Annotated in this window: 23 protein-coding genes; 11 read left to right on the forward strand and 12 right to left on the reverse strand. The window is 53.3% G+C overall.

Annotation, left to right across the window (positions count from 1 at the left end):
* Positions 1–42: 42 nt before the first annotated feature.
* The 3 genes from H8B15_RS16000 to H8B15_RS16010 all read left to right on the forward strand — a co-directional run bounded on the left by H8B15_RS16000 (position 43) and on the right by H8B15_RS16010 (position 2,442).
* Positions 43–969, forward strand: coding sequence for an ArdC family protein (locus H8B15_RS16000; RefSeq protein ID WP_187320665.1), 927 nt, complete (start codon positions 43–45; stop codon positions 967–969).
* A 388-nt stretch (positions 970–1,357) separates the two neighbouring features.
* A complete protein-coding gene (locus tag H8B15_RS16005) occupies positions 1,358–1,921 on the forward strand; it encodes a hypothetical protein (protein ID WP_187320666.1) in 564 nt (187 codons plus the stop codon).
* A 149-nt stretch (positions 1,922–2,070) separates the two neighbouring features.
* Positions 2,071–2,442, forward strand: coding sequence for a hypothetical protein (locus H8B15_RS16010; protein WP_187320667.1), 372 nt, complete (start codon positions 2,071–2,073; stop codon positions 2,440–2,442).
* Between the two features lie 133 nt (positions 2,443–2,575).
* Here the strand turns inward: H8B15_RS16010 and H8B15_RS16015 are convergent, their stop codons facing one another.
* Both H8B15_RS16015 and H8B15_RS16020 read right to left on the reverse strand, forming a co-directional pair.
* Positions 2,576–3,046, reverse strand: a complete 471-nt coding sequence (locus H8B15_RS16015) for a hypothetical protein (protein ID WP_187320668.1) — start codon at positions 3,044–3,046, stop codon at positions 2,576–2,578.
* Positions 3,047–3,060: 14 nt separating this feature from the next.
* Positions 3,061–3,786, reverse strand: a complete 726-nt coding sequence (locus H8B15_RS16020; protein WP_187320669.1) for a ParA family protein — start codon at positions 3,784–3,786, stop codon at positions 3,061–3,063.
* Positions 3,787–4,445: 659 nt separating this feature from the next.
* Here H8B15_RS16020 and H8B15_RS16025 point away from each other — a divergent pair.
* From H8B15_RS16025 to H8B15_RS16045, 5 genes are all read left to right on the forward strand, one after another.
* The gene (locus H8B15_RS16025) at positions 4,446–4,919 is read left to right on the forward strand and encodes a hypothetical protein (RefSeq protein ID WP_185284480.1); all 474 of its coding nucleotides are present in this window, start codon (positions 4,446–4,448) and stop codon (positions 4,917–4,919) included.
* Between the two features lie 19 nt (positions 4,920–4,938).
* The gene (locus H8B15_RS16030; protein ID WP_187320670.1) at positions 4,939–6,036 is read left to right on the forward strand and encodes a DUF5712 family protein; all 1,098 of its coding nucleotides are present in this window, start codon (positions 4,939–4,941) and stop codon (positions 6,034–6,036) included.
* Positions 6,037–6,952: 916 nt separating this feature from the next.
* Complete coding sequence (locus H8B15_RS16035) at positions 6,953–8,542, forward strand: TraM recognition domain-containing protein (protein ID WP_187320671.1); 1,590 nt, start codon at positions 6,953–6,955, stop codon at positions 8,540–8,542.
* Positions 8,543–8,615: 73 nt separating this feature from the next.
* Complete coding sequence (locus tag H8B15_RS16040; protein ID WP_187320672.1) at positions 8,616–8,858, forward strand: antitoxin VbhA family protein; 243 nt, start codon at positions 8,616–8,618, stop codon at positions 8,856–8,858.
* A gap of 188 nt (positions 8,859–9,046) precedes the next feature.
* Positions 9,047–10,252, forward strand: coding sequence for a Fic/DOC family protein (locus tag H8B15_RS16045; RefSeq protein ID WP_187320673.1), 1,206 nt, complete (start codon positions 9,047–9,049; stop codon positions 10,250–10,252).
* A 23-nt stretch (positions 10,253–10,275) separates the two neighbouring features.
* Here the strand turns inward: H8B15_RS16045 and H8B15_RS16050 are convergent, their stop codons facing one another.
* The 8 genes from H8B15_RS16050 to H8B15_RS16085 form a co-directional block, all read right to left on the reverse strand.
* Complete coding sequence (locus H8B15_RS16050; RefSeq protein WP_187320674.1) at positions 10,276–10,647, reverse strand: hypothetical protein; 372 nt, start codon at positions 10,645–10,647, stop codon at positions 10,276–10,278.
* A 162-nt stretch (positions 10,648–10,809) separates the two neighbouring features.
* Entirely contained in the window at positions 10,810–11,718 is a 909-nt protein-coding gene (locus H8B15_RS16055) for a hypothetical protein (protein ID WP_185284474.1), read from the reverse strand.
* A gap of 29 nt (positions 11,719–11,747) precedes the next feature.
* A complete protein-coding gene (gene traM / locus H8B15_RS16060) occupies positions 11,748–13,160 on the reverse strand; it encodes a conjugative transposon protein TraM (protein ID WP_187320675.1) in 1,413 nt (470 codons plus the stop codon).
* 18 nt (positions 13,161–13,178) lie between these two features.
* Complete coding sequence (locus H8B15_RS16065; protein WP_187320676.1) at positions 13,179–14,126, reverse strand: DUF4138 domain-containing protein; 948 nt, start codon at positions 14,124–14,126, stop codon at positions 13,179–13,181.
* A gap of 24 nt (positions 14,127–14,150) precedes the next feature.
* On the reverse strand, positions 14,151–14,864 hold the full coding sequence (locus tag H8B15_RS16070) for a conjugal transfer protein TraK (RefSeq protein WP_187320677.1): 714 nt from the start codon (positions 14,862–14,864) through the stop codon (positions 14,151–14,153).
* 68 nt (positions 14,865–14,932) lie between these two features.
* Positions 14,933–15,421 (reverse strand): hypothetical protein, encoded by a 489-nt coding sequence (locus H8B15_RS16075; RefSeq protein WP_185284470.1) that lies wholly within the window; start codon positions 15,419–15,421, stop codon positions 14,933–14,935.
* Positions 15,422–15,565: 144 nt separating this feature from the next.
* Complete coding sequence (locus H8B15_RS16080) at positions 15,566–16,705, reverse strand: TraJ family protein (RefSeq protein ID WP_187320678.1); 1,140 nt, start codon at positions 16,703–16,705, stop codon at positions 15,566–15,568.
* Positions 16,702–19,350: a VirB4 family type IV secretion system protein gene (locus H8B15_RS16085; protein WP_187320679.1), complete on the reverse strand. Its 2,649-nt coding sequence runs from the start codon at positions 19,348–19,350 to the stop codon at positions 16,702–16,704. Before H8B15_RS16085 ends, H8B15_RS16080 begins: the two co-directional genes overlap by 4 nt.
* A 37-nt stretch (positions 19,351–19,387) precedes the next feature.
* On the opposite strand from H8B15_RS16085, the gene H8B15_RS16090 reads away from it, so the two are divergent.
* Positions 19,388–19,591: a hypothetical protein gene (locus H8B15_RS16090; RefSeq protein ID WP_187320680.1), complete on the forward strand. Its 204-nt coding sequence runs from the start codon at positions 19,388–19,390 to the stop codon at positions 19,589–19,591.
* A gap of 75 nt (positions 19,592–19,666) precedes the next feature.
* Here the strand turns inward: H8B15_RS16090 and H8B15_RS16095 are convergent, their stop codons facing one another.
* Together H8B15_RS16095 and H8B15_RS16100 are read right to left on the reverse strand one after the other, a co-directional pair.
* A complete protein-coding gene (locus H8B15_RS16095) occupies positions 19,667–20,089 on the reverse strand; it encodes a hypothetical protein (protein WP_185284466.1) in 423 nt (140 codons plus the stop codon).
* A 69-nt stretch (positions 20,090–20,158) separates the two neighbouring features.
* The gene (locus H8B15_RS16100) at positions 20,159–20,371 is read right to left on the reverse strand and encodes a hypothetical protein (RefSeq protein WP_185284465.1); all 213 of its coding nucleotides are present in this window, start codon (positions 20,369–20,371) and stop codon (positions 20,159–20,161) included.
* Between the two features lie 625 nt (positions 20,372–20,996).
* On the opposite strand from H8B15_RS16100, the gene H8B15_RS16105 reads away from it, so the two are divergent.
* Both H8B15_RS16105 and H8B15_RS16110 read left to right on the forward strand, forming a co-directional pair.
* On the forward strand, positions 20,997–21,374 hold the full coding sequence (locus tag H8B15_RS16105) for a hypothetical protein (RefSeq protein ID WP_187320681.1): 378 nt from the start codon (positions 20,997–20,999) through the stop codon (positions 21,372–21,374).
* Positions 21,340–25,404 carry a toprim domain-containing protein gene (locus H8B15_RS16110; protein WP_187320682.1) on the forward strand — a complete coding sequence of 1,355 codons (4,065 nt, stop codon included), beginning with the start codon at positions 21,340–21,342 and terminating at the stop codon, positions 25,402–25,404. Before H8B15_RS16105 ends, H8B15_RS16110 begins: the two co-directional genes overlap by 35 nt.
* The last annotated feature ends 803 nt before the right edge of the window (positions 25,405–26,207 follow it).

Genomic DNA, 26,207 nt, shown 5'->3' on the forward strand with positions numbered 1-26,207 from the left:
ATTACACAAATAATTGACAAACAGATTATTATGTTTCAAGTTATGAAAAAGCACCTACCTCCCTCCTCCCCTACACGGCCTGACGTGTATCAATTGGTCACCGACCGCTTGCTGGCCGCTTTGGAAGCGGGCGTTATTCCGTGGCGCAAGCCGTGGAACCATCAGTATGGGTTGCCGCGCAATTACGTCAGCAACCGGGCCTACAGTGGAATTAATGCTTTTCTGCTGCACATAGCGAACGACGGCCTCCCCTTTTTTGTGACGTTCCGCCAAGCCCGCGCGTTAGGGGGATATATTCGCAAAGGTGCGAAGGGGCTGCCAGTCATCTACTACCATACGCTGGTCAAAGAAGACCCTGAAACGGGCGAGCAGCAACGCCTCCCGTTTATCAAGCATTACATAGTATTCAATATTACGGATGTAGAAGGCGTAAACCTTGCACTTCCGCCAGCATCTGCTACTATGCAGCATGCCCCCTTAACGGCCGGTGAAGCCATTGTGAGCGGCTGGGCGAACCGGCCTTTACTGTGCTTGGGTGCCCGCAATGCCAGCTACAGCCCGTTACTGGATTGCGTACGCTTGCCCCTGTTGAAGCATTTTCATAGCGCGGAGGAATACTACGCAACCCTATTTCACGAATTGACGCACGCCACCGGGCATCCCAAGCGCCTGCACCGACCCGATTTGGAGGAAGCGCTTCGCCCTAATGGCCAAGCAGGCTATGCACGGGAGGAACTAACCGCTGAAATGGGGGCGGCTTTTCTCTGCGCGCATGCCGGCTTCGATCCGGCCCGCACCACAGACAACGCCGCAGCCTACGTGCAGTTCTGGCTCGACCAGCTTCACGGAGACAAAAAATTAGTGGTGCAAGCAGCCAGCCGTGCGCAACGTGCCACTGAGTTGATTTTGGGTATCCTCCCAAGTGAGTCGGCTCTTGAAGCCCCTTGTGCGCCCGCTGCAGCTGCTTAGTAGCTGCAGCAACTAGGGGATCTTAGTGAGCAGCGTATTCCTATTCTGATATTAGGAGGAGTTAAGAATCTTTTTTTCTGTAAATAACTGATTTCTGCTGCGTAGCTCTTATCTTTCATAAGCTACCTGGTTTTGTGAAGAGGAAGCTTATTTCTCTCGGTGCTTAGGCGTATTACTGCCCTGCTTTCATCTCTCTGCCTCCCCTGCCGGAGCCCCGTTTAACGCTACTACATAACGCGTTTCCGATCTTCTCTTCTGAAAGAAACCAGTTGGTTCGACCTGCCCTGCTTTGACCTATTCTATTGCAACCACGAAAAAATGAGTATTCACTTCATTGCTTCTTGGTCTAATGTTATCTACTCCTCCATTTTCGGTTCCCTCCGCCGTTGTGGGCCAACCCTATGCGTGCGCGAACGATAACCCAGGGACAGAACGCGCCCAGGCGGTATTCACCAAAGGCTTCATTAATTTCCTCTATTACTTTCCAGCGCCGACTCCTGACGACAAAGCCCTCTTTTCCTGCGCGCCACTATACTACGGAGCCGCTATCCTCGGCACCGGTTTGCCCTTTGTCGCCTGTGAATTCGCCGGCACCGGCTGGGCCTTTGAAAGTGGCTTGAATCTGCTGGATATGACCGAAGCAGAAGCCGCCCGGTGGCTGAGAACCAAATCGGGTACCGTGCTGGAGCTGATTTTACTGGAAGCCACCAGCAACACGGTAGTAGCGGTACGGTCTATTTGTCCTCATCCGACTTTTGTGAGTCGCCTTCGCCGCAGCTTAGCACAACAACGCCCCAGTTTTTCGACGAGCCCAGCCGTTCTGGCCGCGCAGGCCGCCGCGCTGCTTCACCGTCGCTCCTGCCCCGGCCGCTTACTAGATGAAGCTACTGCATACCGCTCTGCCGTTACACAAGGAGAGTCAGCCTGTATTGAGCATTTATTAATTCATTAATTCTATAATTAATGAATTATGTAATTCACTTCGTGCGCTAGTTGGCGAAGTACTATTCTTGCATTTTTCCCTTCCGAAACGGTTGAGGCTATCTACTTACAACGGTTGTTGCGTAATAGGTGCGCTACCTCATCCTACTTGTTTGCTGCTTGATGCCTCCCTCCCGACGCACCTCCCCACAACCAAAAGTCACCGTAAATCAAGCTGAACCCGTGCCGCCGGAACAAGCGCTTGCTACGCCTCTCTACTATACCCCCACTGCAACGCAGATTCACACGCTCAGCGAACTACTGGATGCTACGAAGCTGACCGTGCGTGAACTCACTGCGGCCTGGAAGCTGGATTACCGTTCCATTCAAAAGCGGCGAAAGCATCCGGAGTTAGTAACGGTAGTGCAGGTATACCGCCTAGCCCTTATTGTCAACTTGGCACCCGACGTTCTTTTTGAACTCATTCGAAGGGAACTGGTTGCGAAGGGTGAGCTACCTGAGACCAAGCTAGCAGACTCTGACCACGCTTAACCCTATCCAGTTAGCTTATATGGACTATATAAGCCTGCATAAGTTAAGAAAGACTGCCTACCCCCTCCCCTACCCCATCGTAGCCGGTGCAAAGGACAAGCAGGCAGCTTTTCCTACTCAATCGCGCTAGCCGCTATTCCGCAGCAGGCAGTACCCCTTGTTTACGCAGGTGCTTGATATAAAACCGAAGTGCTTCTTCCGTAAAACTCCGGTGGGACTTCTTTTCCCCTTGCCGCCGGAGCGTAACGAGGTGCTCGGCTACTTCCAGGTTGAGGCTGGCGCCAATGTACACCGCAACCCGCTCGGTTTCCCCTTCCGCCGTATGCACCGGTGGCCGGCCGCGCCGTGCCGGAGCAGTAGCTGGCTTTTCGGCGGCGGGCTTGCGCTTGCTAACGGGGGCTGATGCGACTGGTGGTGAAGGTGGCGTTAGATCATCCTCGTTTTCTACGGTCGGTGCAGTTTCCTCGGCGGGCGGATTCGGCATTTGACTGCGAGCGGAGGCGGCAATATCCGGATCCGTGGATTCCAGGGTTGCTAAGGCTTCGGCAGGGGTGAGGCGGGGCCGCCGGGGGCTTTGGGCTGCTTTGGATGGAGGTAATTTCATGGCAGGTAGGAAAGTTAGGCGGCGGATTCGGCCGTAAGCCCCGTGCGCGCAATTAATTCATCACATAAAGCCCGCAATTCGTTTGCGGCTGTTTTCTCGCCCCCGCGCCAACGCAAGAACGAGGGCTCTAGGTGGCTGTACAAGGTGGAAGCACGCTTAAAAATGGCCCGCTCACTCAAGAAGGCATTCAGGCGCGGAATCTGATATTCCTCAATCATTTTATCCAGCTCCTCCTCCTCCTTCGCGCGGGTCCGTTTGTTGGCTACCCCATAGAACTCAAAGGGTAGGTTTCGCTCCGCGTAGCGCTGCTTGATGCCCGCCAGCACATGCAGAAAAGAAATGGTGCTCTGCCGCTCCCCTAAGTCAGAAAGCAACGGTACCAGGATAATGTCACAGCCCGACAGTACCTCGATCATGGTAGTATTATCGGCCCGGCCAGCCATATCCACGAAAGCGACATCATACTGTCCCTCTACGCTGTCCAGGTAGTCGAACACCTTAGCCATGGGCTGATAAACGATGGGATACGGGAAATCCGCTTCCGGATTGGCCGTTTGTAACTCGTCCAGCCACGGTTGATCCTGCTCAGTGCGACGGTCGCTGATAGTCTTCTGTGAGTCGGCCTCTACTACCAGTACGCGCAGGTCATAGGTAACGGCCAGGGCAGAGGCAAGCAGCATGGTAAGGGCCGACTTTCCGGCACCTCCTTTCTGGGTGGCTACGCTGATAATTTTTCCCATAGGTTCGAGAAGCAAGTAAGAAGAATGTGCGCAGCAAATATAATTATTGAATTCAAAAAATCATGAGTGTTTTATTCTTATAATTCATATGCATATTAATTAATGAATTTATGAATTACTTAAAACATGGACTAACAACATCAATATATAATGAATTTATGATTTATTAACTTTTTGAATTCATTATATACATATACAATTATTTCTTTAATTAAAGAATTTTGTATTTATAGAATTCTTTAATTAGGGAGAAAGGAAGCATACTCTACATTCATTGTATTTAATGAATTCATTAAATATTTAACTCATTAAATTACAATCAACATAACAACAGGCGATTACCGCTGCTACATGCGAGCTTATAGACCTCATTATGAACCTGGAGAGGTGGGTTAGCACGTGCCATCTTAAGAACAACAGTAGCAATCCTGTACTGAATAGATGGTTGGCTCAGTACTCATCCGTATTGAGAAGCGCTGCTATACAGAGTGGTTTCTGTAACTTGATTTAGCAAGAAGACCATCGCGCATCTCAAGCTAACTATCTGACTATATGCATTTTACATTAAATAAAAAGGTCAGGTCGGATAATTTTCAGCGTAACATATTGAATATCAGCATTTTTTTGGATAAATTCTTCTACTAAAACCAACTCAGAAGATGGCAGGGGAAGATCAGCGGATGAACGTCAAACTACCAGCAAGTACCCACGCGGTAGCAGCGAAAGAAGCCTTACGGTGGAAGCTTTCCATCCAAGATTACACCGATGCCGCGGTGCGGTATTTCGCCACGCGCAAGCTGAATCCCCAAGCCACTATCGCGCGCGAAGGAGAGCTTATCATGGGCCAAGTACACCAGGTAGGCGAGCGGGTGTTCCGCTACCTGAAAGAACAAGAGCGCGGTATACACGCGGAAGTATTATCAGAGCTGGTGAGGACACGCGTAACGCAGGAGCGTACGCTCCAAATGCTGACGGCAGTGGTTGGCCGGCTGAATAACTGGTCTCCTACAGACATTCACGAGCTGCTGCTAACAGCCCAAAAGGAGATAGAGACCATGGTCGATTTGGTGTTGACTGACCTGCAAAAAGTAGCACCGGAAGCGAGAAAACAGTCTACCAATACACCTAAATAAGACCTCAAATACTAGTGATATGTATTGCAAGATTATCGACCCGCGCACGCATGGAAAGCAAGCTTATCAAAATACCGGCAGCGTGGTACGCACAATAAACTACTTGGTTAAAGAAGCTAAGAAGGATGGGCACGAACCCCAGTTTTTCACAGTTACTCAGGATGGGATAGGAGCAGATGAGATAAAGCAAGCCATAGATCGTAATAGCAAAGGACTACGGAAGGAGCAAGCCAAGTTTTACTCTTTGGTTATCAGCCCGAACGCTAGGGAGCTAGACGTTATTGGTAACGACCTAGAGAAACTGAAGGCTTACACACGGGCCAGAATGGAGCACTACGCGCAGAACTTTGCACTACCCGCAGGAAAGAGACTACAGAGCGCTGATTTGGTGTGGGGAGCTATCCTGCACCAAGAGCGCACCTATCGGGGAACAGACCAGGCCGTAATAGCCGGCAGCGCTAAAGTAGGCGAGCGGCGGGAAGGCTTGCAAACACATGTGCACATCCTCGTGTCGGCCCGCGACGCTACCCGGAAGATTACCCTGAATCCGCAGGGGCCGAAAAAGCGCTTCGACATGATAGAGTGGCAAAACAGTGGGCCGGCCCATTTCGCTCAACAGTTTGGGCCACCGGACTTAGCGGGCCAGTTACGCACCTTCGGTTTTCCTACCGTCAATGAGTTACGGAACGGCGTAAAAGAAGCCATTGCACGCGCGCAGCAACGACGGCAACGGGAGCGTGCAGAAAGCTCGGCAGGCGAGCAGCGACGAAGCCAGCACATTGCCGATAGGGTAGGAGAGATGAATCAGCGTTTGGCGCCAGAGCAGCGACTTGAGACGGACCGTATTACACAGATTGGCCAGCAAAGAAGCTATGACAAAACGTTTTATAGCCGCTTAGCTAGGCTCGAGCAACGGGTGGAAGCGGGTGTGCCGGTTGATAACGCCTATTTTCTGTTGCGTACCGGAAGAGAGCGGGAGGAAGCGTCGACAATTGGACGCGGCATGGGAGCTTTGCTGCGGCAGATAGTGCAAAATGAGCGGGACATCAACCGCTACCGAACACAGGATATTGGTGAAAGACACAATCGGGACAAAGGAGAAATTGATTTGTATTAGCACCAAATAGCTTCTCCCTACAACCGCAATTCGCCTAAGGCTGGCATAGAAGCAGCTGGTACACGATCCTCTATAATATCTTACGCCCAACAAATAAGAACCTGTAAGCAAATACTGAGAAAGATTCTTACCTTATAATAGTTTGTCCAAAGTATCACCACTATTTATCTATATGAGCCAGACACCGACTCCCCGACCACCTGATAAGTTGAGTGTTACAGTCGTTGCGGCTATCATATTGCTACTTACAGCAGGTGGCGAGTATTACACTCTAACAACACCGAAGGCTGCTACCGGAATACGGACGGTTGAAGCAAGCAAGGCACATAGCTCACCTGCCGGAAGACAACCCGAGGTAGTGAGCAGAACAAGTAGCGCGACACAGAGCCAGGCACCTCCCAAATTCGCGGGTATTGAAGAGAAACTGACGCAGCGGGTGCAGGTAGGCATCCAGCGATTTTATGCAGCCTTTGGGCTATACGTTCGCCTCAGCGTAGTAGGGCTGGCAGTGGCGATGCTGTTCTTGCAGAAGGCGCGGGAGGCCAGCGTTACCAACAGCCGCAAACGACCGGCCGGCCGGCTTGTGCGAAAAATCAGCTGGGTGGTTTGCGGCTTGCTTCTTCTGGGTACTTATGTACTGGTCACCATTCAAACTTACAGCACAGAGGTTATTGCAGTACTTTACCCAGCTACTGTTAGCATCCTGCTACTGAGCAGTATGGTGGTTGGTAGTCTGCGAGCTGCGCTGAAGAGAACGGCTTTCGGTTTAGGGAGTGAGGCAAGGGCCCAGAAAACCAGGTACGGAGTCAGTTTTCAGACACGAGATGGCGGCTGGGTGAACATCCCTAATCCGTATCGGGGAACGTTGGTATTCGGCGGCGCTGGGGCGGGCAAAACATATTCCATTGGCGAGCCCATGGTTGAGCAATTCATTCAAAATGGAATGTGCGGCCTCATCTACGACTTTAAGTTTCCGGTGCTGGCCAGTGCGGCGCAGAAAGCAATTGTTGTGGCCGAGCAGCGGTATAAGCGTAAGAAAGAAAGCTTATTATACCGAGTTAGCTCATTGGCAGGAATAGCCCGTCCACTGACCGAGGTAGGGCGGCTGCGGCATCACATCATCAACTTCTCGGATATGGAACGGACGGAGAAAGTCAATCCTATTCGGCCGGAAAACATGCCTGTCATTGCCTACGCCGCCGATGCGAGCAAGACGATATTGAAGAACTTAAACCCCGGTACGCACCGGGGCAGCGACGATTTTTTCGAGGCCAGTGCAGGCGCCTACCTGACGGCTATCATCTGGTTTTACCGGCAAAACTTCCCGCAGTTCTGCACGCTGCCGCACGTGGTGGCCACTGCTGTATATTCCAACTACAAACACGTGCTCAGCATGCTCAGCACCGATACAGAATGTGCGGCCCTCATTGCCAGTTTGGTCACCGCCGTGCAGGAAAAAGCCGGCAAGCAGCTGGCGGGGGTGATTGCTACGCTGCAGCTGGCGCTCAGCACCATCAACAGCCCCGAAATCGTGTGGGTACTGAGTCCGGATGAGGAAAGGGGAGAGGGGTTTTCGCTGAATCTGAATGACCCGCAGGAGCCCAAGCTACTCACCATTGGCAACGATGCCTCCCTTAAAGCTACCTTTTCCCCGCTGGTTGCTCTGATTATCGGGATGGCGCTCAAGCTGATGAACCAGCAGCATAAGCATCCCAGCTTCGTGTTTCTGGATGAAGCTGCTACCATTATCATTCCAGATCTGGAGACTCTCCCGGCCACGGCCCGTAGCAACGAGGTAGCCATGGTGTACATGACCCAGGACAAGTCGCAGATGGTGGATGCGCTGGGTGCGGATAAAACAGAAGTGCTGGTGTCCAACCTGAACAATCAACTGATTGGCAAGGTAAACTCCATGACCACCGCAGAATACGTGTCGAAGATGATGGGGAAGCAGGATAAGGAGATGGTATCCGTGAGTGCGGGCAAGTCGCAGGGTGGGGCGACGAAGGGGAGCCACACCAACCGTAGCCTCAGTCAAAGCGTGAGCTTTCAAGAACGTAGCATCCTTCAGCCTACAGATATGATTTCCTTGGAACAAGGAGAGTTTGTGGGCCAGACGGTAGAAACCGATCAGCCTTTCTTTCGGGCGACGTTCCTACGCAAAGAGTACCCAGGAAAGCATCCCATTCAACCTTTCGTCCAGTTCTCCCTAGCAATGGAAAGAGCGGAGCCAAACAGTGAGAAGGAGTTAGCCGAAGTGCTCAGCCAAACACCACCCAGCTCTCTTGGTGCGGCCGACGAACAGCCAGCCATTGCGCAACTTAGTCTGTTGGAACGTCGGAAATTAGCTCGCCAGGAGGCTCGGCGCCCAACTAATTTATCTGTGCAAAAGAGAATTCTTGATAAAAATTTTGAGCTGATTCAGGAAGACGTGTATACCATTATTCACTCCTTTTACAATCGACTGGGTGCTGCCGAAGCCCCAAACAATTCCTATCAGTACTGATGCAACTGACCCACTGTAGTAAGGCGTTTGGCTTGTTAATTACGTATAAACTAATATCTTAACCGTGAACAATATGCATTCCAACACTTTCAACCCCAAGTTTGCGGCGAACGAGCAGACGTCCGAGCAACGGCAACACATTGTGGAACAGGCGTTGGCTATTAGCCGAAGCCAGGATCGGGAGCCGAGTGCGGAAGCGCATGCCCAATATGCCCGCTACATACAAGGCGAGCTAACAATGGAAGAGGTAGTAGCTGAGATTATGCAAAGTAAGATTCTGCGGGCGGCCAGTGGCTTTGCGCAAACTGGCAATTAGCTATGTTTCTATGGCGTTTTGTCGTAGCGTGTTAAAGTGTGTTTCTCGGGGCGTTTTCAGCTAAATCAACCTAGTATAGCCTAATGGATGGTTTCCTCGATGAAACAACAGGAGTATTAAAAAATAAGCTGGGCGTTGCCTCCGCTAAGGAATTAGCGCTACACGAAGCCGATTTTTCCGTTCCACGCATGGCGCAACTGCTGGGAGGAGCCAAAGAGTTAGCTGCTACATTCGATGCAGCATACTTTCGGGCCATTCACCAGCATATATTTCAGGATGTGTACCAGTGGGCCGGACAGACCCGAGCAGCAGGCGCATTCCAAGGGGAGAAACGCACGTTTGCTTACGCGAGCGAAAACGAATTTCAGCCGCGCGTCATGCGCTATGCTCCCTACACACAGATTGAGCAGCGCTTAGATGCTATCGGCGAGCAGCTACAGCGGGAAAACATCCTTCGGGGGCACCCAACCAAAGACACGTTTGCGGAGCGAGCCGCCTATTATTTCGATCAGTTCAACCACACGCATGGCTTTCGGGAAGGCAACGGCCGCACGCTGCAAATAGCGTTTACCCAGCTTGGAAAGGAGGCCGGCTACGCTGTAGATTTCAGCAGGGTAGATCCACGCGAGCTAAATAAGGCGCGGGATCTAGCCATGCTTCGACCGGCCGGACCTGAACACCCCGTTCAAAACCTGGCGGCGCTGGCGCAGCTGTTCAAACATATTACCGAACCCCTACCTGGACCGGCTGCTGTGGCCGCCCGTGATCCGCAGCAAGCCCGGCCCGTGCTAGAGCCGTCTCCCATACTAAGCATGATGGAGAAGCTACGCGTGATGCAGGCCAGCTCCTACGAAGTAGGGGCAGGCCTACGCGACATAGACAGGGGGGACACTACCCGCGGCACTCAGTTGGTACGACAGGTAAATGACGTAATTTTTCAGCCTTACCGGGTAGCCGAACTGGGCAATCAGATACGTGCGGCCGCACGGGAAGTAGGAACGCATCCCGTGCTAAGCCAAGATGCGGAACTGGTGAAGGACACCCAGCGCTTGGCTGCTACTGTTATAGTTGTTCAGCACGTTGTGGCGCGCGAAACCTTTGTGGAGAAGGCGGGTAAGCTAGCGGAAAGTCTTACGTCACACTGGCCCAAAGAAGCGGAAAGCTTGCGCCAGGTAGCAGCTGCAGTAGAGCATAACGCCCCATTAGGTGTCGAAAATGGCAAGCCTGTGAATGTAGCCCTAGGATTGGCTCTGCAATCAACCGAGTTACGGAACGTTGGTCAGGAACTACACCATGCTACCAAAACATTGGTAGAGTTGCAGCAGCATCCCAGCATTGCCCAGCAGCTAGCCGTGCGTGCTCCCGGCAAAGACGCGGGTGGCTTGGAACGGTAAATTAGGTCACGCAAATCAATTGATCAGTAAAGATGGTAGCGTAGCCCCACCCCGTAGAAGCCTGGCCAACGGTCGATAAGAGCGCCCCCAAACAAGGCGCTTTTAGTAGCGGTACCGACCAGCGAGAAACGATTCCCGAAGAAGACATCCAGTTCCGCTCCAGCTTGTGGCCCGACGGTAGCGCGTTGCGGATCTGTGCCCCTGTCCTGGCCATTGGTACCATTTTCACCGGTGCGTTCATAGCGCCCGACAACACCTACCAGCAGATGCAGATAAGCCGTTTCGCCAAGCCGGAACAGCTGCGGGGCAGCCAGCGCCGTGAGTCCGTAAGCTGAGTATTCGCCCTTAAGCCCTAGTGTGCCCCGCTCTCGAGTAGCGCCAAGGCGTAGAGACAAAGCATTGCTCACGAATCGATTATAGCTGATTTCCGCGTACGTACCCTTCTCGGTTCTACCGTAGCTCCCACTCCCTTGATATGGCGCTGGGCCAGCGCAGGGAGCCATGTACCCGCGCCCACCATCAGGCAACCCACCAGTATCAGCGTCTTCATCGTCTGGCTAGTTTCGGGTGCGTTGTTCGTCCAGCCGAATCAGAGATTGCGCCATCATGTTGTCGGCGTAGGCGGCCGAGGCAATCTGCTTGGCCTGCGACATAGTGGCGGACTCGGCAATCAGTCGGTCAGCCTCCTGGCGGAGCTTCATGGCTTCCACCATGTTGTTGTTGGCGGTATTCATGGAGGCAATGCGTTCGGCCTCCGTCATAGAATAACGGTTGGGGTTCTTCAGCGTGGCTTGCAGCTCCACGCTCTGGGCCGTCATTTCGTCGGCAATCTTGTAGTACTGAAAGGCCGTCTCGATCTTCTTCTTATTGACGCTTTCTTCCAAAGCAATAGTAGAGGCCACCTGTTCAGTACCCGACTGCTTATACTCATCATACGTCAGGCGTTTGGTGCTCGTCACATCTTGCTTATCAAACACTTCAAAAACGGTGGCCACATCCTTCTGCTGCGCACTTTCCAACGCTTCCCTCAGGCGTTTGGCGCTATTCAGGCTGGGATAGTAGGCGCTGCTCCGACCGATGCCGCTCAAGGCCATACCGTACGCGTAGAGCTGCGCCGGATTGGAAAGTCGCAAATCCTTCACGCTTGCCACCTTTTTTAAGTCCTCCTGAATTTGCTGCTGCAAGGCCAAACCGCGGCTCTGCAGGTCTTTGATGTCGCCGCTGATGTCGCGAATTTTGCCGGAGATGTCGCGAGTAACGCCCGCAATATCTTTGGCATCGACGATGACTTTGTAGTTCTGTATTGTCTCAGCCCACTCCTTCAACTGCTTGGCAAACTGCGCGATGTGCGCGCCCATGTGCAGTGGATCATTCACGACAAACTGGGCGTAGGAGGGACCAGCAGGGGTTAATAAGGCGGCACTGGCTGCCAGGAGCACCAAAAACTTCTTTGCGTTCGGGTTCATGTGACAAAAAGAGTGAAGGTGAGAACTACTTACTTGTCGTTGTTGAGAAAGGGCAGCGGAGCACCACCGGCATTGCTACTGCCTGTCTCCGTATTGCTTACCTGCCCCGCTGTGGCGGTGGTGATAAGGATAGGATAGCCGTCCGGCAACAGCACGTCACGCAACCTCGACCCGGAGCGCGGCAAACGCTGAATGATCGAGGTACCTACCCGGGCCGCGATACCGGCCGTACTATTGGCAGCGGATTGCGACCGGTCAATGGCGGCGCCCAATTCGTTGAAGCCTGCCTGCTGCGCGCTCAGCTGTATGCCTGTATTGGGGTTAACTGGCGCCTTCTTGCTCGGGTCAATCATAATGCCTGGCAAGTAGTTGTAGTCAAATATTTTAGCCTCTACTCGGTAGGCAGCTAATCGATTGACGGTGATTGTTACCTGGTTGCTGTTAACCGAAACAATACCCGCGAAGACGGTATTTTTAGGAAACGTGACGCCGCTGACTACGGCGTCTTCCGCGAGTCGGAGCAGCACGACGGAGCCCGAGCGTACTTTCTGCGCGCCGTTGACCAGGCACTTATAAAAAACTTCGGGCACTAACTCGCCACTGCCCGTCCCGGCACTTCCTTGCCTGATCGTGTAGAAACCATCCATGCCAGGTAGAGCATTCAGCGCGGCAGTGCCCGCAGCTCTGTTCACTACAGCTGGCTCCCGGTAGCGCCGCCCGGTCATTTGCTCGTACACTTTGCGGGAAGCCTCTGGGGCCGCCGCCAGCATCTGGTTTACGTCCTCGTTGGTTTCGTACGGCACTCCGTCCGGTGCAACAGCGGCTGGTGACACCCGCGCTGCACGTACCCCACGGGCCTTACCAGCACTCAATTGTGCAGGAGCCGGAGCGCTGCTCCTGCGAGTCTTAACTACTGCGGCCGGTGTCGGCTTTGCAGGCGATGCCGGCGGTAGTAGGACAGGCTCCGAAGGGCTGGTAGTAGCTATCATCTGTTGCCGTTGCGCGCGCTGCTGGGCTGCCCTTCCCACCGTATCAACCGGGAAGGCGGTGTGCGCCAGCTGATCGGCGGTTGGTTTAACTTCCGTGCTGGCTTCGCGTCGCTCTATGTCTTCGCGGTGCGCCATCACTTCCGAAGCGGACGGCGGGGCTACCTCCTCCGTGGCAGGCTTTGGTACTACTTGCGCAATATTTGCCGAAGAACCGGCAATAGGATCTTTGCTCGCCTGATCCTCGCGCACCAGCATTCGGGCGTAGAGCACCAGCCCACCAATCAGGCACATCAGAATCAAAAGAATAAGAGCCCACCAGTATGTTCGGGCAAGTTGGCCCAGACTAACGCTCTTCTTCTTGAGAGCAGTAACGGGCTGCCGAGGCTCTCCCATGACGGGCGTGCTTTCAGCTACGGGCAACTCGGCACCATCACCTTCATACACAGTATTCATTGGCTTGCAGCAGCGCCGTTACAGAGTGGAAGCTGTGTTGACTACTTTGGATGGCACCGGTAGCCGAAGTACCCGCGCCCCATTCAGTTCGCGTAAGGTCACTTCCAGAAAACCCTGGTCCGTGGCGGCAAATAGGGGGATGGCGTAGAGTAGGTAGCCCGTGCTATTGCCGGCAATGATCTGGTTAGAAAGGCCGCCCGATGGAGCCAGTGGACGCCGGGCTTCATTCTTTTTCTTCCCCAAAAACTTCTTATCCGTATTCTCGACGAGCTCGAAATCGGTGAAATCCACGTTGTAGTCAATCGAGGATTTGTTGATGACTTTCAGCCGTAGATAGGTGAAATTCTTATCGTTGCGAATGTTGGCCAGGGACAATACCAAGCGGTTATCCATCACCGCCACCGCCTGGTGCTCTTCCTTGGCTTTGTCGAGTAAGGCCAGCTTATCTTCTAGTTGAGCTTTCTGCTCCGGGTCGCGGTCTAGTGCCAAAGCATTTGGGGGCAGACCCGTGGCAGGATTCTGGAAGTCGTACAGTTGAAGAACTGGGCTTTTAACAAACACGAGGCGGCCCATCCAGTATTTGCTGCCGTGCCGAACCAGGATAGGGGTAGGAGGCGGGTTTTTGCGGCGGGCTCGAACGAAGACGGCGTTAGCTTCAATCTTCACTAAGTAGTTGTTCAGCATGCCAACATCCACCAGGCTCACGCCCGCAGGAAACACCAGGTAAGTAGTCGAGCTATCCGACACGGCCACGTCCTGCAGCGGGGTGGTCGACGCGGTGCTTGGCCGGGTTTCCGGTCGAACGACGGCTTCCTGCGCTAGCTTGGCCGTACCAAGCGGTAGGGGAGCGGGCAACGGACGTCGGGCAGCTGGTCGCCCAATGATTTGGGCTGTTGCAGCAGTAGAAAACGACAAGGCTAACAGTAGCGAGGTGGCAGCTAGCCACGCTGAAGTAATAGTTTTCATAAGCGTAGACTGACAGAGTAGAGGTTACTGGGCCGGCGTGGCGATGCCGTTCTGGCGGGCCGCTTCGGCTTGTTGCGCCGTCCGCTCGGCGGCCTGCTGGGCTAGTAGCTTGCGCTCCTCCTCGGAAACGGGTGGGTTGTAGGGGATGTAGTCGAAATTGCTGAGTAGCAACCCAAATGGATTTGCTTCCGAGCGGTTGGTCTCAATCAGGGTGAAGCGAGCTGCTAGGGGTAACGACTTGCTTTGCTGATCCCCAATGAAAATTCGTTGCCGAGTGTAGACAGTGCCAGTGTAGGGGCGGCGCTCCAGGTGTAGGGCGACGCTGTCTACACTGAGCGTGGCCCGGGCACCGTAGCGCACGTAGTTGGCAAACACGTCGCTCTTCTTGAATCCTTCATAAATCCGCCGCCCGCCCGCATCATCAATTAGCGGCAGCGCCAAGTCCAGGTGCTGCTTGAAGCTGTACTGATCATGGGAGAACATGGTCGTCATGAAGGTGCGCACCAAGTTGCGCGCCTCGAAAGCCGTGTGCTCTTCAGCCGACGTACCCAGCGCAGAAAAGCTGCCTTGATTGCCTACCACGTACACGCGCTGGCCGCTCACGTTGAACGCGTACCACACCAGAAAGCCTGCCGCCACGACGACCACAGTGCTCAGCACAGCTGAAGCCAGCGCGACGATCTGCATGGTGGAGAAGGCTTTGTTTAAGTCTTTTACAGGAGCTACTGAAGTTTCCATCCGCAAACTGAGTAAGGAGTGAAAGAACAAACGGTGGTAGAGAGCAGCATGAAGCGAGCAGCTTCGCTCTACCGCAAAGGCTTCACTGGCAGCGTAATCTTACCTGCCGCGCTTGGGTAATAGGGATAGCTAAAGACCACCGTGGGCGATGTGCTGGCGTAACAGTAGAAAAAGCCGCTGACGGTGAAGGTGCGATTAGGCGCAATCAGCTGGGGCGCCCCATACCGCCGAACCATAGCAGAGTCAGTGCTGAGTGATTCAACGATGAACGGCGTGAGTGTATCTCTTTTAGCAGCAACGTAGCGAGAGAGCAGGATGGGGTCACCGCCCATCTTAGCCACGTTGCGCACTACGGCCGTAAAGGGTACCCGATAGCCAGCCAGCTTTACTGGTTCAGCTGCGCTAGTACGTGGCCATTGGGAGGGGCGATTGAGCAGCATAGGCTTGGCTGCGCCCTGCTCCAAACTCACTAACTCCACGCGCTTTTGGCTGGCAACGCTGGGTAGATCCAAGGTAGCTACCCACGACTCCAGCACAGGCCGGATGTCAACGCTCACGGCTGGTGGCAGAGAGGGTAGTGTACGTTGCTGTGACAAGGCGGAGAGCGGAAAGCAGCTCATTGCAAAAGCAACTGAAAATGCATGGGGAAACGGGAGCTTTTTCATAGACCTATCGGCAATAGTGAAAAAGTAAAATACGTATTAGCGCGTCCAGATGCCAGAGCTACGTTGCTGATAAGTAGGGTTTAACGCTTCCGCCATCGTGACGCGCGGGAGCGAAGCCGCCGCTGAATTCTCAGCTGCTGGAGCTGTAGCAATTTGCTCAGCATTACTATGAACTTCTGCTGCTCCGCTATTGCCTCCACCGGATCCTGCACTGCGGCCGTTGCCCATTATTCGCCCGAGGGCGCTCGACAGGCCGCCCCCACCAGGGGCTGCAACACCTGCCGCCGCTGTGGCAGCTCCTGCCACCATGCCACCAAATGATGCCAAAAATCCTTGTACCGCCGAGCCACCGATGACAAGACTGGTCAGGTAGGGAACCATGAAGTAGAGCACCACAAATGCCACCGACATAATCAGGAAGCTAGTATCCTGATCGGCTTGTTGAGTACCGGGTAACATAGGCCCTACCTGCGTCTGCTGCTGGGCGTAGAAGCTGTAGAGCAGATCTAAAACTGCAAAGGTCAATGACCATAAGTGGACGGAGACGAAATTCTGTAACCAGTGCTTTGCTAACTGTGCAAAAGCAGGAATAACAGACAAAGACAATGTGATGGGACCTGAAACATACAGGAATCCAAGCACGAATTGCCGGATGTACAGCATCACGTTGCGCACCACTAGTACTGTTGTGGCAGTAAAAAAGCGCGTGAGCAGACCCACAAAGCTGAATGATTGCCAAGCGTCGTTCAAATTGCTTAGCAACGAGCCAGCTCGATCAATAAATTCGGCCATACTAACTGTCTGCCCAGCCGAATTTTGCGTCAAGGCCCCCGGCGTGAGTATCTGATAAATAGCCTGCCCAGCTGAGTCACCAGCTGTAGGTAAGCGCAACAACCCTACGAAGCCTCCAATAGCATCGCCAATAAGCGTTGCCCACTCACTGTAAAAGCCGATTAACAGGTAAAGCCACAGCCCTTTCAGCAGAGGACCAAAATCCATGGAAAGCGAATTGCTTTGCAGATATCCCCGCCCGATGGTCGTAATCAGCGCAATACCCAGAAAGCTGGGTATGAGCACGCCCTGACAAAGATGCTGTACCGTAATAAGCGACTTTTCGCAAGCCGTGAAAAACTTGGGGTCAACATCAACGAACAGGAGCAGGGTAGGGGAGATCATACCGCCAGCGCCCCCCGCTGCGCCATCTTATCTTCCACAAACTGATCAACCGCCGGTGCCAGACGCTTCTGCACGAAGGTTGTCATGACGGGCTCATTTGTCTCCGGATTCAGTACCACTCGACCTTCTTTATCACGCACAGGCACCGTTATTTCCCGCTTGTAGTGCTCTACCAAACGATTCAAATAGTTGCGCTCGGTTGGCTTCGAGGAAAGAATGGCATCGAGCTGGGGTGATACTTCTAAAGCGTAAATCTGTCCTTTGGAACCCTGCTTGATGAAAAACTCCCGGAAGCTGTCTCCGCTCTGCACGGAGCGGCACAAGTCCATTTCGTGGGCCGTGAAACCAAGCGGCACCTGTATCCGATCCAGCGAATCCTTGTTGGAGTGTCGCAGGATAATCTTGGTGGAGCTATTATCAATCAGGGTGTAGCCAATCCTAGAATCCGTAATTTCCTTGATTCCCTGCGTGATGATGGTGATGCTGCCATTCGTTTTGCGAATGGTGCGGTACATACTGACAATGAACTCTTCCAGCACGCCGGCCAGCAGCGCCCACGCCTCATCCAAGGCAATGTATTTGACGTCGTCCGGAAATTGGCGAAATAAATCCAGCGCCAGTTCCGTAATCAGCATCCCCACGACCGGATACAGAGTAGGGTCGGTCTTTACCTTCGCCAAGTCGAAGCAGATGAGGTGGTATTGACTTAAGTCCTTGTCGCGACGGGCGTTGAGCACTTTCTCGTAGCGTCCACCCGCCACAAACTCCGATAGAATCAGAAACAGCTGCGGAAAATCGATGTAACGGGAATCAATACCGTGCTGCACGCGCAGCTGATGATCCGCATCCACGACTCCCGTTGGGGCGGGCTGCGACATTCGGTAGTGGTAGCTGGTCAGGTAGTCAAAGAAGCCCTGCATGCCCGGGAATTCCTCATCCACCTGCCCCAGCCGCTCGTGCTGGTTGAGGTGCGTCTTGTAGTACTCCTTCAGAAAGCGGCCGATAATGGCTCGCTCCGACTTGTCCAGCTCGATCTTCTGATTGCCGCTGGTCGTGCCCTTCCACAGCGCCGAGATGAGCGTCAGGTGGAAGTTCAGCTTGTCATCGTTGTAGAGCCACGGCCCAGTATCTCCCTTGCGGGGAATCAGAAAGGGGTTGAATTCAATTGGGTTTTCCGGGTCGTACTCGAAATACGTATTCTCGAAATCTGCACCGTTTAGTGACTGCACCACGTTGCGGTAGGAGCCCAGACCCGCCCCCAGCCCAATATCAATGATGATCTGGCGGGCTCCCTTTTCGAAACGCTGTACGACCAGATTACCAAAGAAGTAGGATTTGCCGGAGCCAGAAGGCCCAATTATCACAGCGTTCTGGTTATCCAGGTTTGTATTGAAGAGATTGACCTTAAGCAAATTGCGAAACCGGTCACACAGGTACTCTCCCTTCTTATCGGAGCGGTAGGAGGTAATCCAGTGCAGGTAGCACAGGGCGCGGTCGGTGGAAGTGGTCAGCCACCGATCCGGAATCTGGTAGGCGTTGCCGGGCAGTAGGCCAAAGTAAAGGTAGAGCGCCAGGAAGCTTTCTACGACCGATTCTGTCCCGAATACCTGCCGGTAGGAGCTGGTGACTTTCTCCACGTTTTCGCGCAGGGCGCGTGCGTCGCTCTCCCACAGCAGCACGGAGGTGTGCAGGCCCACGATGGACTTGTTCTCGGCGCGCACCTCCGCCGTAAATAACTCAATTTCCTCAGAGCGGAGGATATTATCCTGCGTGGCCAGGCGGGCCAGGGATTTGTTCAGCTTTCGGTCATTATCCAGAGATTTAAGAGCTGTGCGCGTGTCATTTACCAGAAAAGCCTGCGTCAGAATATGGGGGCACTGCAGGTAGTGGGTGAGTGGGTAGATCATGGGCTGCGTTACGTTGTAGCCCTTACCACCCGCTACTGCCGGAAAAGAATCGGTTCCCTGCCCAATCATGGAAACCACACTGATCTGATGCTCTCCGAGGCGCAAGCCAGTAGCCCCGCCGTTAGACAGTTCCCGAGCCGGTTGGGTGGGCTGGTGCTCAAAGTCCAGATTGAAGTACTGCGCGTACACCCGCCGGATTTCCTTCTCGCTTAGTCGGGTGAGCGTTACCCCCTTCAGTACCCGCAGTGATTGCAGCAGCTCCGCTGAGTTGCGCTCGGCCAGTTCCAGTGTGAGCGGGAGGCTGGCAAACGGATTTTTCTGAATGGCTTCGCCACCGCGCGCAATCAGCGCATTCAAGGCATTGGTGCGCGTCGGTGTTTGCTCTGCCGTTGGGGCAAAGCTGACGAACAGGTAAGAATTATGGTAGAGAACCGGCCGCGGCGCAAAGTGCGCATTCATCTTACTCTCGAAGTAAGTAGCTGCTGTATTCTGGTAGCCTGCTACCCGCTCGTAGTAGATATCCGTTTTCTGGACGATGGTTTGGGCGGGGAAAATGCGCAGCAGGTTCATTAATGCCTGCTGCGCGCTTTCGTAGTCGTTCTTCTCCCAGCTTTCCATTTCGGCGGGTTCCACCAGAAAGCCGATGCCTACCCGCCCATCTCGGAAAATGACTTTATCCTGCTCAAAGCTAAAGACCGGGTCGGCCTGCCGGAAGGACGTGGTTCTGATCTGTTTCATGTTGCACGGATTCTAAGCCCAGCGCAATTCGTCGGGGTTGCACAAACTGAAAAGCCAGCCACCCCAGCAAGAAGCCGGGCGGTTTGTGCTTTGCCAGATACCGCAGCCCCATCAGAAGGCCCAGGGTGAGCAGAAAAATGATCAGGTAGAGAAGCGTGGGCACATGCACGACCAACGAAGCAACTCCCAGCCCCAGAATAGATCCAATGAAGAGCCCCACGACCAAGCCCAAGTCCTGTAGATTCATCCCCAAAACCTGGGCTGGTCGTTCAATGCTTTTGTAGGATTGCATACTGGTAAGTGTTACTGCGCTTGCCTACTGTGAAACCCCGCCCGTGCCGCCGATAGCCGAAGCCAAGTCGTTCTTGAAAAACTGGAAGCCAAACCACAGCACCACACCGCCCACCAGCCACCCCAGCGACGAAAGCGCATCCGGGGCGCCGTTGGCAAACTTCATGACCACCCGCACCAAGCCAATGCTGATCAGGATGATGAAGACTACCTGAACGATAGTGAAAATAGTCGTTTGCACCTTGTTCAGGGCGGCAGCCGTGCCTCCCTGGGCCAGCGCGGCCTGCTGCGTTGCCAGTAAGGCAAGCAGCAACGCCTGGGCGCGGGCTTCCCAGCGGCTTTTGGGTCGGAAGTAGAGCGTGTGATTGGCCAATTGCAGGCAACTGGTCAGGGTGCGGCCAACCATTGCCTGAGCCGCTGCTTGCAGGGTAACAAGACGTTTACGCATGAGTAGAAGAAATAAAGTGGAAGAATAAACGAGGGGGTATAACCCCATGAAATCAATCCAGCAGTTCTACTAGGCGGTTTCTACCATCACAGGAGCCGTTTCGTCGGGGCTAGTGCAACTGACCGTCGTTTGAAAATCGATAGTAGCGATACCACGCTTCAGGCGCCGCTTCTCTTTGGCTGACATCACTTCCGTAGCAGCGCCAACGACATTATCCAGCAGTGCTGGCGGAAGAGGTGTAACAGTAGCAGCTACCGCAGCATTGGAATCAGATGCGGCCACCTTGGTAGCTAGGTTTGCATTAGCTACGGGTGCCTTTTCAGCAGGAGCAGTAGGCTTTGCGTCTTTTGTTGTCGGAGCGGGTGCGGCAGCTGGGCTCGCGGTAGGCTGAGTGAGGCGATGAGCTGCCGCGTGTTCCGAGATTGGGGAGGAAGTAGTGTTTGGAGTGGTGGGAGAATCAGCTGAGAGTGGGAACGGAGTGGGCAGGTAGTCGGAAAGGGCATAGGTGAACTGTTTAATAGAGGCGTGATTGGCAGGGATACACATTTCATTTGCCTCTTCTTCTGCTAGCGTACGAGCGGAACTGCTGTAGTATCGCCACCAGATGATGAGCCCAATCAGGAGGGCACTACTGCCAACCGCGCAAATCGGTAAAGCCCAGCTAGTCATAAGAGTATGAGCAAGTATAGAGGATATAATTAGTTCATCCAAAAGTTTATTAAAGTTTTTTTAAAGTTTGTCCAAAGTGTATATTTGATGTAGAGTTCAGCACAAGCTGCGTAGCGGCCAAGGAGTTGACTCGGGATTAATTTGCGTGGGCAGGAATGACCTTGAAATTTTGCCACTACTTTCAAGGTACTCACACCTGAATTCTATCCCGATTCTACCTCGCCCCCCGTTCGTCGCTATGCAGCTGTCCTCCTTTCATCGAGCTTTTCCTAGCCCGCACCTACTCGTTCCCTATTCTGAAGGTCTGCGCTTCGTGCAGATTGCGCTACGCTCCTTCCCGCACGGAGGGCTGAAAGAATGGGCCGCTACCCGTAAGCCGGCTATCAACTACTCGATGCTCGTCACGCTCAAGAACAATAAGCTTCGCAAGCCGGCGCCGCTTTTGGTTCAGCGGATATTGAAGGAGTTCGACTTTCCCGCCGAGTTGATTGGAACAGACAGCGTGGACAATGAGCGACACTACAAATTCGTGTTCCCGAATCAAGAGCTGCTGGACTTGTTCAACGCCCAGCTAGCTCAGCATGACAACTCAACCAACAACCCCGAGGGAGCATGATCCCGACGAACTCACCCGGTTCAAACAGTCGATAGACTTGGTATCCTACGCGCAGCACCGTTACGGCTACCACATCGACAAAGAGCGCAGCAGTTCCGTCGAACTGTCGCGGCAGGAGGAAAAGCTCGTCGTTACCCGCAAGGGTGACCACCAAGTGTACCTCAATCCGCATGACGAGCGGGACCAAGGAAGCATCATCGATTTTGTGAAGGCCCGGGGTGGGGGAGGGGCGGGGCTGAACCTAGGCCAGGTACGGCAAGAATTGCGCGACTACTTAGGCCAGCCCCAACCCGAACGACAATCGCCTATTTCTGGTCCACCGCGCTCAATAGCTCCAGCACCGAACGAGAATGAGGCGGAACGCCGGGCACGGTTGGTACTGGAGGTGCTGGGCGTGCAGCCCCAACTGACCGACCGCAGCTATTTGCATAAGCGGGGCCTCACCGACGAGACGATTGATAATCCGGCCTTTCAGGGTAGGGTCTTCACGGCGCAGCAGAATGGGCATCGTAATGTAGCTTTCCCGTTGTATAACGAACGGGGTATTGCCAGCGTCGAGCAGAAAAACGAAGGGTTCCGGCAATTGCTGGCAGTGCCCAAAGATGGCATTTTTGCCACGAGCCCCACGGAAGGCAAAGGCACCAAGGTAGAGCGCGTCGTCATTAGTGAGTCGGCCTTGGACAGCATGAGCTATCATCAGCTCAAACAAGAAACGGACCGCCGCAACACCATCTACGTGGCCACCACGGGTACGCCTACCGAGCGCCAGATGGAGTTGATCCAACGCGTGATTGACAAGCACCAGCCCCACGAAGCAGTGCTGGCCAATGATAAAGATGCGGGCGGTCGGCGCTTTAATATCAACTACCTCAATGAGTTGCAGCCCCCGCGCACGGCCAAGGAACTAGAGGGCCATTCAACCTACGAGGATGCAACTCGCTCCGTGCAGTGGCACGCCACGGCAGTAGGAAAATATCACTCGGCTCTACGGGTATCGTTTCAGCACGAAAAAGCGCACGAGGGCGCCACGCACGTCCGGGAGTTGACGGAACGAGTTGGTCGGATCAACGCTACCCAGGATGGCGAAAACTCCATGAGCATGCAGGTGCAACGCACCGGTAGCAAAGAGACGGTGGTGCGCCTCGTGGTGCCGAATGCCGATACGGGCCAGTTGGAAGTTATTGCGCAGGAGCTATACCGTCAGCGGGAAGCCCAACGTGCCGCTGGCCAGGAGAAAGTAGTAGCCAACTTCCTGCGCGTGGAATATCCGCTCAGCAAAGATTATAATCAGGATGTAGAGCTGAAAAACAAAGGGCTGAGTGCTGCCGAAATCAGCCAACAAGGGCAGTTGGAAGCCGAGCAGAAGCAGGCGCAGCAAGCCCAAAAACAGCAGGCAGAAGCACTTCAGCAACAGCAGCGACAAGAAGCACAACGCCGGGAAGCTGAGCGACAACAAGCTGAGAACAGTCCCGAAGTACTTAAGGCCCGCCAGCAGCAGGAGCGTACTACCGTGCGCGTATTGGTGGGGTCAGCGGTAGCGGCCAGCAACGAACCACCGGTAGCGGTGCGCGCTGCTCCTACTCTGGAGGAGGTCCGCCAGCAATTCAAAACAGCCGCTACTGCTGTGTCCAAAGAGTTGGAGGAGGGCGGTCAGGGGGTAGTAGCCGCTCGTTTGCGGGAAGTCGTGCGGGTAATTGATCAAGAGCTCCACCTCACCGGCGCTTCGCGGGTAGTGGTAAGGCACGCACTGGATAGCACGGAAAAAGTGCGTGGGCTGGCTGACAGTCCGCAAACGGAGGTACTACGGACGGCTGTACGCATTCTGGAAAACCCAGGGCTTCAAGGCGAAAAAACCATGACGAGCGCCGCTACGGCTGCCCCCGTACATGTTTCTGAACAGTCAGCGGCCGATGTAGCAGCTGTCCGGCAAAGAAGGCAAGAAGACAAAGCTTTTGATGCTGCGGTGCAGGCAATCGTTGCGGGCAACAGCCAGCAAAAAGCGATGTTGCTGATCGATGAAGAACGGCCGGCTGAAGGCAAAACCACGCAGGCGCAGCAGATTGCCAAGCTTCTGCAACAAACAGGTGCCTTCGTAGGGGAGTTGCAGGCTACGCTTGCCAGCGGCCGCATCCGAACAGAAGTAGCCGTAACCTACGATCTGCGTCAAGAACAGGCACCGGTTATCAGTCAAACCCTGGATGCCCTGGAAAAAACAGCCCGTGTAATCGTTACGGAGCGGGAGCAGGATAAAACCTTACGCCGGGATCCGCAGCTCTACACGGCTCTGCGTGAGGCGGGGGTGGTCTTGCTCAAAGAATTTGAGGCTGCTCAGCCAGCGCCAGCCCGACGGGTAGCGCCAGAGCAAGAGAGTAGTAACGCTGGAAAATCACCTAGTAGAAGCGTTGAGGTAGAAGCCAGCAAAAGCTCTACAAATGACGCACACACTGTCGAAAAGGTAGCGACCATCCACGTGCAAGAATTAACTCCCACACCAACTAATCGGGCTGAACGACTACAAGCGGTTTTGGAGAAGGCGGGCATTGTGCAAACAGGGGAGATAACCAGCATTACCGATGCACAGGGTATTCGTCACAGTTCCTTTCCGGTGCACTACCGCATCGACCAGCCTACTATCGCCCAAGTACATCAGACACTTACGAACGCCGCGCACAACTACCCGGGCATTCGCGTAGAAGAACAGGAACAGGATACAGTAGACCGGCAGCGCGCAGCTGCTCAGGCACCATTACAACCTGTTCCTGTTACGCGAAAGAAGGAAGAGGGTATAGTACCTGAGTTGAGTCGAGTACCAATGATGGTAATCGAGGCACCACAATTCGCGAAGGAGCTTGCCTCTTTACCAACGCGTGAGGCTACTTCAACTACAACAGGTCAGGCAGTAGGGCGTGAAATTGCGGGCTATGTAGTCGTGCAGGAGCCAGCTACGCACCCCTTAGCGCCCAGCAATACCGTGTATGCGGCAGCCATTCAGGAAACATTAGCAGGACGTGGAGCGCTGGCGTCGCTACCACCTGGTGAGCGGCCGTACGCAACCAATGAGGGTGTACAAGAAAACCGGGTGCACTTCTCCTTCCGTCAAGACCAACCCGAAGCGGCCGCACTTAGTAAGACGCTGGATCAGTTAGCTCGTCAGCCCGGAATTCGCGTAGTTGACTACGAGGTAGACCAGGCAGCCCGGCGGCAGCAGCTCTATGAGGCGCAGGCGGTACCGGTTGCGCTGCTGACAATACCGGAGCGTATGCAGCCATTGGGCCAGCGCCAAGCATTGGTAGAAGTGAGAGGTGATCAGTCGCTAGAAACTGCCCTGCAAATCCAATCGTCCTTGTCCCAAAAGGGTGCGCAGGTGAGTGACATAGCCACGGTCGCCCAGCCGTTCACGCAGGAGCCTCTGCGCCACTTAGAAGTAGTGTATCGAGTAGATCATCCTCACGTAGTAGCTATTAGTCAAACCTTAGATGAGCTATCTACTCGCGGCGATACGATTCAAGTGCATGAGTTCAATGGGGTTATTCACAGCCGTCAGCATGCTACACAGGTAGTGCAACAAGCGCACTTTGAACAGCTAACCGACAAGCAGCTCACACCTGATAAGAACCACGACAGTACCGCACGGGAAGAAAGAACACTACCTGCTACTAAACAAACTAACAGTGAAGACGTTACACAATCAGCGGAAAAGATTGCACTAGTGCGCGTAGCGGAGCCTTTAGAACGGGCAGAATCTGAAACCTCGAAGGCGACACGTATCCAGCAGGATTTGCAGCAGGCAGGTGCAACTGTAGGCGAAATAAGAAGTAGTGAGAAAGGAAGCCAACGCTACAGCGAAATTCCTATCCTGTATACTACTGGACAGCCACAAATTGAGCGGGTTAGTCAGACATTAGATAAAGTCGGGCAGCAGATGGGAGTCACAGTAGAAGAATCGCCGTCAGATCGCGCTGAACGGCGGCAAGCTGCCCTATTCGCTACAGTACCTAGTAGAGTTAAGGAAGCTGAAATTGAACGCTGATTATGTTCAACTTTGTGCACTTACTCATAAACAATTACTAATCAACAGATTGAATGAAAAGAGCTACATGTATTATGTAGCATGTTTCGTCTTCGAGCGCTTATAAAAACTATTAGTTGGAATAGTCTTGCTCTTGAGAGAGGATAGGACAATTCGCTAACTAATAGCTTTTATAAGTCTAAAGGTACCTTGCTTACTCCTTTTGAGTCTTATCAATGCCTTTAGCGGCTTTTTAGTACATGATTGAGTCGTGGTAACAGTTGAATACCGTAACCAAGCGGGTGCCTTTAATCAGGAATTAGATGATTTTCTAACATTCTATTGTATAGTTATCAGCACTGTATCAATGTGGTAATGTGTACCTGCACAACTAACTGTTAGTTTTGACGAATCCTACTGAAAAGACTTATAAAACCTATTAATTAGACTAAATAGCTTACATGCTATAACCTCAAATGTGAGTGATACAAGCACTTCGTAGTAGAAAAAAGCAAAAAAATCTTTAAAAAGTGCAATCCCTTTTTTTACTACTTTGTGCCTCCTTTTTTGTTGTTTTTCCTCGTCTCATCCTCAACCACACACCTTTTATAAGCTTTTGTACCCCACCTTCAACAATCTTGTGAGTATTTATGATTTTACTAGTATTTGCAGAGGCCATAAACTGCATATTATCAGTCATTTACAAGCAAAATATAATAGGTTTTATAAGTGAAACAATAGAGTTTATAAGCTTAGTAATAGCTTTTATAAGCTTAGTAATAGGTTTCATAAGTCTAAAGAATAGCTTTCATAAGCTAATTAAT

This window comes from Hymenobacter citatus, from assembly GCF_014333615.1.
Taxonomy (GTDB): domain Bacteria; phylum Bacteroidota; class Bacteroidia; order Cytophagales; family Hymenobacteraceae; genus Hymenobacter; species Hymenobacter citatus.